The 6425-nt window shown below is 39.1% G+C and carries 4 protein-coding genes; all 4 read right to left on the minus strand.

Going from position 1 to position 6425, the window contains the following annotated elements; genetic code table 11:
- On the minus strand, positions 1 to 422 hold a 422-nt coding region (locus ABY905_RS12580), incomplete at its 3' end, for an alpha/beta hydrolase-fold protein (RefSeq protein WP_372644414.1).
- A 145-nt stretch (positions 423 to 567) separates the two neighbouring features.
- Positions 568 to 3792, minus strand: coding sequence for a carbamoyl-phosphate synthase (glutamine-hydrolyzing) large subunit (gene carB, locus ABY905_RS12585; RefSeq protein WP_372644416.1), 3225 nt, complete (start codon positions 3790 to 3792; stop codon positions 568 to 570).
- Between the two features lie 61 nt (positions 3793 to 3853).
- The gene (carA, locus tag ABY905_RS12590; RefSeq protein ID WP_372644418.1) at positions 3854 to 4936 is read right to left on the minus strand and encodes a glutamine-hydrolyzing carbamoyl-phosphate synthase small subunit; all 1083 of its coding nucleotides are present in this window, start codon (positions 4934 to 4936) and stop codon (positions 3854 to 3856) included.
- A gap of 57 nt (positions 4937 to 4993) precedes the next feature.
- Positions 4994 to 6331, minus strand: a complete 1338-nt coding sequence (gene argH / locus ABY905_RS12595) for an argininosuccinate lyase (protein ID WP_372644419.1) — start codon at positions 6329 to 6331, stop codon at positions 4994 to 4996.
- Between the last annotated feature and the right edge of the window lie 94 nt (positions 6332 to 6425).

Here is a 6425-nt window from a genome sequence, read left to right on the forward strand (position 1 = left end):
CCACCTCCTCCTCTGGAATGACCTTCAAGCGAAACACCTTCCTTAACTCCACCTGCTTTAAAATTAGCTCTACAAAACTCTATAAACTCACCATTCAGTTCAGGTATAAGCAAAGCTTCATTTTCGGGAGTAAACCATTGAATCAAATCTCGATCTTCATCGCCTCGAATACCAGCAATAACAACATCTGGGATTTTTTTCAACTTAATCCATTTATTTAAGTCCTCTGCCCTAACATACTTTGAGAAAGTTCCTTCATCACCTCCCTGACCATGTAAAAATAAAATTAATCTATAGCTTCGATTGGGATCCCAGTTGGGTGGTAAGTAAACAAAGTACGGCACAGTAGAACGAATTTCACTTTCAAAGGTTGAAATCGTAATTTGCCCTAGTGCATTAGAATAATTAAAGCTTGATGACATATGCAGATTAATAATGAATAGAATAACAAAAATAGCTTTTTCAATACTAGGAGAGATGTTCCAAGCAATTTAAATTTGGTACAATAAAAAAATCCTGACCGTTCGAAAACGTGTCAGGATTAATTTTGGTTAAACTGTTAGAAGTCTAGGATAAATAGTGGCTATAAGTATTAATATCCAGAGTTTCCAGTGATTTTTTACAGAACGAGTAGATAAATGCACTGGCCAATCTCGCATTCGTTACCAAAGGTACATTAAGGTCGATTGCCGCGCGTCTAATCTGATAGTCGTTAAACAATTCATCTTCGCTTAAATTCTTAGGAATGTTGATCACAAAATCAACCTCTTTACTTCGAATCAAGTCCAGGGCTGTTTTTTCACCTTTTTCATCTGGCCAAGCGACAGCTTCTATCTCAACACCATTCTCAGAAAGGAATTTTGCAGTCCCACGTGTCCCATATAATTTGTAGCCTTTCTCTTGTAGCATTAGCGTACTCTTAAGAAGCTCAATCTTAGAACGAATAGGTCCACTGCTGATTAATATACCCTTCTTCGGAATTCGATAACCCACTGACAACATTGATTTTAGTATCGCATCGTAATAATCTGGTCCAATGCAGCCAACTTCACCTGTCGAAGCCATATCAACCCCTAGAACCGGGTCCGCCTTCGACAATCTTGAGAAGGAGAATTGTGAGGCTTTCACACCAATATTTTCCAATTCGAACATGGATGGCATCTGAGCAGGAATCGTTCCATTAAGCATCGCTTTTGTAGCCAATTCCACAAAATTAAAGTCCATTACTTTTGACACGAAAGGAAAACTACGACTAGCTCTCAGGTTACATTCAATCACTTTTATGTCATTATCCTTAGCTAGCAATTGCATATTGAAAGGTCCGGTAATATTTAAAGACTTAGCAATCTCTCTTGCTATTTTACGAATACGACGAATCGTCTCAAAATAAAGTTTCTGAGGTGGGAATACCAAAGTGGCATCTCCTGAGTGAACACCTGCAAACTCGACATGTTCAGAGATAGCATCAATCAGAATTTCACCATCTTTTGCGACACCATCGAACTCAATTTCTTTAGCTTCCTGAATAAACTCACTCACAACCACCGGATATTGTTTAGACACCTGAGTCGCCAGATTTAGGAAATGCTCCAGTTCGTTCTTATTGGATACCACATTCATAGCAGCACCAGACAATACGTAGCTTGGACGAATCAGAACAGGAAAATCAACCACATCGATAAACTGATGAATCGCTTCAATACTACTAAGTTCTGCCCAACGAGGTTGATCTACACCCAAATCATCAAGCATTGCCGAGAAGGTTTTTCTATTCTCTGCTCTATCAATACTTTCGGGTGATGTACCTAGAACCTTAACATCTGCATCGTGTAGACGCATAGCTAAGTTATTAGGGATTTGCCCACCCACTGAGACAATAACCCCCTTGGGCTGCTCTAAGTCGATAATATCAAGCACTCTTTCGAATGACAGTTCATCAAAGTATAAGCGGTCACAAACATCATAGTCTGTACTCACCGTTTCCGGATTATAATTGATCATGACAGAACGATAACCTTCTTTCTTAACACCGCTTAAAGCATTCACGCTGCACCAGTCGAATTCGACACTGGAACCAATACGATAAGCTCCAGAACCCAAAACGATAACTGACTTATTGTCATCCTCATAAACCAAGTCATCTTCACTACCACTATAGGTTAAATATAAGTAATTCGTTTGTGCAGGATATTCAGCTGCAAGTGTATCAATTTGCTTCACAACCGGAGTTATTCCGAGTTTTTTACGAACATTTCTAACCTGTAAAATCTCCGATTCCATATTGCCATCTTCTGGCTTTAGAACAAAGCGAGCAATCTGAAAATCAGAGAAACCATATACCTTAGATTTGCGGAAGAGATCAGTACCTAAAGAATTCAATTCATTAACTTTCTGAAGCTCCCATTTTAGCTTGCTAATATTCTCCAACTTACTTAAGAACCACTTATCAATGGCAGTTAGGTCATGGATTTGATTCACCGTATAGCCTTTTTCGAAGGCTTGAGCAATGGCAAATATCCTCATATCGGTAGGGTTAGCCAATTCCTTATCAACATCCTCAAACTTGGAATGAACATTACCCACAAAACCGTGCATCCCCTGCCCAATCATTCTCAAGCCTTTCTGAATGGCTTCCTCAAAGTTTCGACCAATAGCCATCACTTCTCCAACCGATTTCATACTCGAACCAATCTCCTTGGTTACGCCTTCGAACTTATTCAAGTCCCAACGTGGTATTTTACACACCACATAGTCGAGTGCTGGCTCGAAACAGGCCGTTGTGGTTTTGGTGACTGCATTTTTAAGGTCTTGAAGCGCATAACCCAAACCTAACTTAGCAGCCACAAAGGCTAATGGATATCCCGTAGCTTTTGAAGCAAGCGCAGAAGAACGAGATAAACGTGCATTCACCTCAATCACACGGTAATCCTCTGAATTTGGATCAAGCGCATACTGCACATTACACTCACCAACCACACCAAAGTGACGAATAATCTTTAGGGCAAGCGATCTTAGCTTGTGATATTCTGAATTGGTTAGCGTCTGTGATGGAGCAATTACAATACTTTCACCAGTATGAATTCCAAGTGGATCAAAATTCTCCATATTACAAACCGTAATACAGTTGTCATAAGCATCACGAACCACTTCATATTCTACCTCTTTCCATCCCTTCAAGGACTCTTCAACTAAAATTTGAGATGAATAGGACAAAGCATTTTCAGCTAAGACTCTTAGCTCATCCATATTGTTACAAAAACCTGAACCTTGACCACCCAAAGTAAAAGCTGCACGAACAATGATTGGGAAGCCCAATTTTCCAGCAGCATCCAAAGCATCATCGATTGAACCTACCGCCATACTCTTTGGTGTTTTCACATCAATCGAGCGAAGTTCCTGAGCAAATATCTCTCTATCTTCAGTTTTAATGATGGTCTCAATAGGTGTTCCTAAAACCTTCAGATTATATTTTTTAAGCGTTCCAGCATTGAAAAGCTCAATACCGCAATTCAAAGCCGTTTGTCCTCCAAAAGCCAATAGAATACCATCAGGCTTCTCTTTTAGAATCACTTGTTCTACAAAATAAGGCGTTATGGGTAGAAAATAGATTTCATCTGCAATACCCTTTGATGTTTGTACTGTTGCAATATTAGGATTAATCAATATCGTTTTGATACCTTCCTCTTTCATCGCTTTAAGAGCCTGTGAACCTGAATAGTCGAATTCACCTGCTTCACCAATCTTAAGCGCTCCAGAACCTAATACCAATACTTTCTTTATATTATGAGTCATGTTTTTTTGAGTTAATGTTAAGTCACTTTTCCTTTAATTTTTCTCCTTTACACTTCAACTTCTATACTTTATCCTTGTATGTTTCCATCATCGCAATGAAATCATCAAATAAGAATTCAGTGTCAGTTGGCCCACTTGAGGCTTCCGGGTGAAACTGAGAAGAGAAGAAGGGCTTCGTTTTGTGCTTAATTCCCTCACAGGTATTATCGTTGGCATTTTCAAATAAAACCTCCCAATCCGATGGTAATGTTGCCGTATCGATAGCATAACCATGATTCTGAGAGGTGATATAACAACGCTTGGTTCCTTTTAGAAGCACGGGTTGATTGTGAGATCGATGACCATATTTTAATTTGTAAGTATCAGCTCCTGCAGCTAAAGCCATCAGCTGTGTTCCAAGGCAAATACCCATTATCGGTTTATCCTGACTGATAGCTGTCTTTACATGCTCAATTGCCTTAACATTCTGTTTCGGGTCACCTGGTCCATTAGAAATAAACAGGCCATCGTAATCTTCTTTCGTAAAGTCAAAATCGTAAGGTACGCGTGTAACCGTCGTATCACGTTTCAAAAGGCAACGAATGATATTATTCTTCACACCACAGTCCAGTAGTAGAACCTTGTGTTTACCCTTACCATATGTCTTAATCTCGCTTGTACTGACTTCAGAAACCAGATGACGAGAATTAGGATCGATAAAAGGAACGTCCTGATCATCCACAACAATCTTTGCTTTCATACTTCCATTATTACGAAGCTTCTTGGTCAATGCACGCGTATCCACACCATAAATACCTGGAATTTGATGCTCTTTCATCCAATCGGATAAACTTAAACTCGCATTCCAGTGACTAAAATCCTCGGTATAATCCGATACTACAAAGCCAGATAGTTGAATCTTTTCCGATTCGAAATGACGAAATAAATCATCTTCTTTTCTATCTCCCGGCACGCCGTAATTTCCAATCAAAGGAAAGGTTGTTACCAAAATTTGTCCGCGATACGATGGATCACTCAAACTTTCAGGATAACCTGTCATAGCCGTATTAAAGACCATTTCTCCTGCCACAGACCCTTCATAACCAAAAGAAGTTCCATGATACTCGCTACCATCTTCTAGTATTAACTTTGCTTGTTTCAACATAAATTGTAATTATATAATGGTTGTTTATTATTCTTTATTCAATTGCCTTATAAGGTACTAACTTCTGCCTAATAAATTTTGATAGGCTTTATCGATCTTTTCGAAATTAAACGTCTGAATCGTTTTTTCCAGCTTTAACTTAATTTCTTCATTGCAGAGATTTCCAATACTACCCTCGTGCTGATGATTCAATTTTCCATTAAACTTAAACTCTCCAGATTCAACCAGAGCACCAACCTCTTTGTAGGCATCACGGAACGGAACGCCCTTAAGAACCAATTCATTTACCATCTCAACAGTGAAGAGATATTGATACCTTTCATCATCCAGCAAATCCTCATTAACCTTAACATTCGACAACATGGTTTTAGTCATCTCTAAACAGGAGATTAACTGATCGAATGCTGGCATAAAGAACTCTTTCGTGAGCTGATAATCTCTATGGTAACCCGAAGGCAAATTTGAACTTACAGCTTGTATTTGTGTTGGCAAAACCTGCAATGAATTCGCTTTCGCTCTCACCAATTCAAAAACATCGGGGTTCTTTTTGTGCGGCATAATGCTACTACCTGTTGTAAACTCGTCAGCAAAGCTGATGAAACTAAAGTTCTGTGAATTGTACAAGCATGCATCCATGGCCAGTTTCCCAATGGTATAGGCCATATTAGACAGAGCAGACACGACTGCAAATTCCATTTTCCCTCTACCCATCTGAGCGTAAACCACATTGTAGTTTAGGTTTTCAAAACCCAATAAATCTGTTGTCATCTGACGATTAAGAGGAAACGATGAACCATATCCTGCACCTGAACCCAGAGGATTCTGATCGACGATTTTAAAAGCAGCTTGTAGTAGTCTCAAATCATCACTTAATGCCTCCGCATATGCGCCGAACCACAAGCCAAATGAAGATGGCATGGCCACTTGCAAGTGCGTATAGCCTGGAATCAAAATATCCTTGTATTTCTCAGAATTCTCTATCAGGACATTAAAAAGCTCTTGTGTTTTATTGACAAGCTGCTCAATTTTATGACGTGTGAAAAGTTTCAAATCAAGCAAAACCTGATCATTTCTCGAACGACCTGAGTGAATCTTCTTACCCACATCACCTAAGGTCTGAGTCAGAAGAAATTCTACTTGTGAGTGCACATCTTCTATGCCCTCTTCAATCACAAAATGACCCGCTTCAATATCGACAAATATTTTCTGTAGCTCCTTCTCAACCAGATCAAGTTCTTCAGGTTCTAATAAATTAATACTTGCCAACATCTTACAATGCGCTAATGAACCCAGCACATCGAATGGAGCCAATTGCAAATCAAGCTCACGATCTTTCCCAACCGTGAAATCTTCAACATTCTGATTAACCTTCGTGCCTTTATCCCAAAGTTTCATCTGTTATAATTTTAAATTTTTGTCAGATGGAACTCGCCATTAGAAATCATACTTCTGTTTTAAAAAGTATTCTAAATGGCTCGTTTCATATCTC

The sequence above is a fragment of the Ancylomarina sp. genome, assembly GCF_041555295.1.
Lineage (GTDB): Bacteria > Bacteroidota > Bacteroidia > Bacteroidales > Marinifilaceae > Ancylomarina.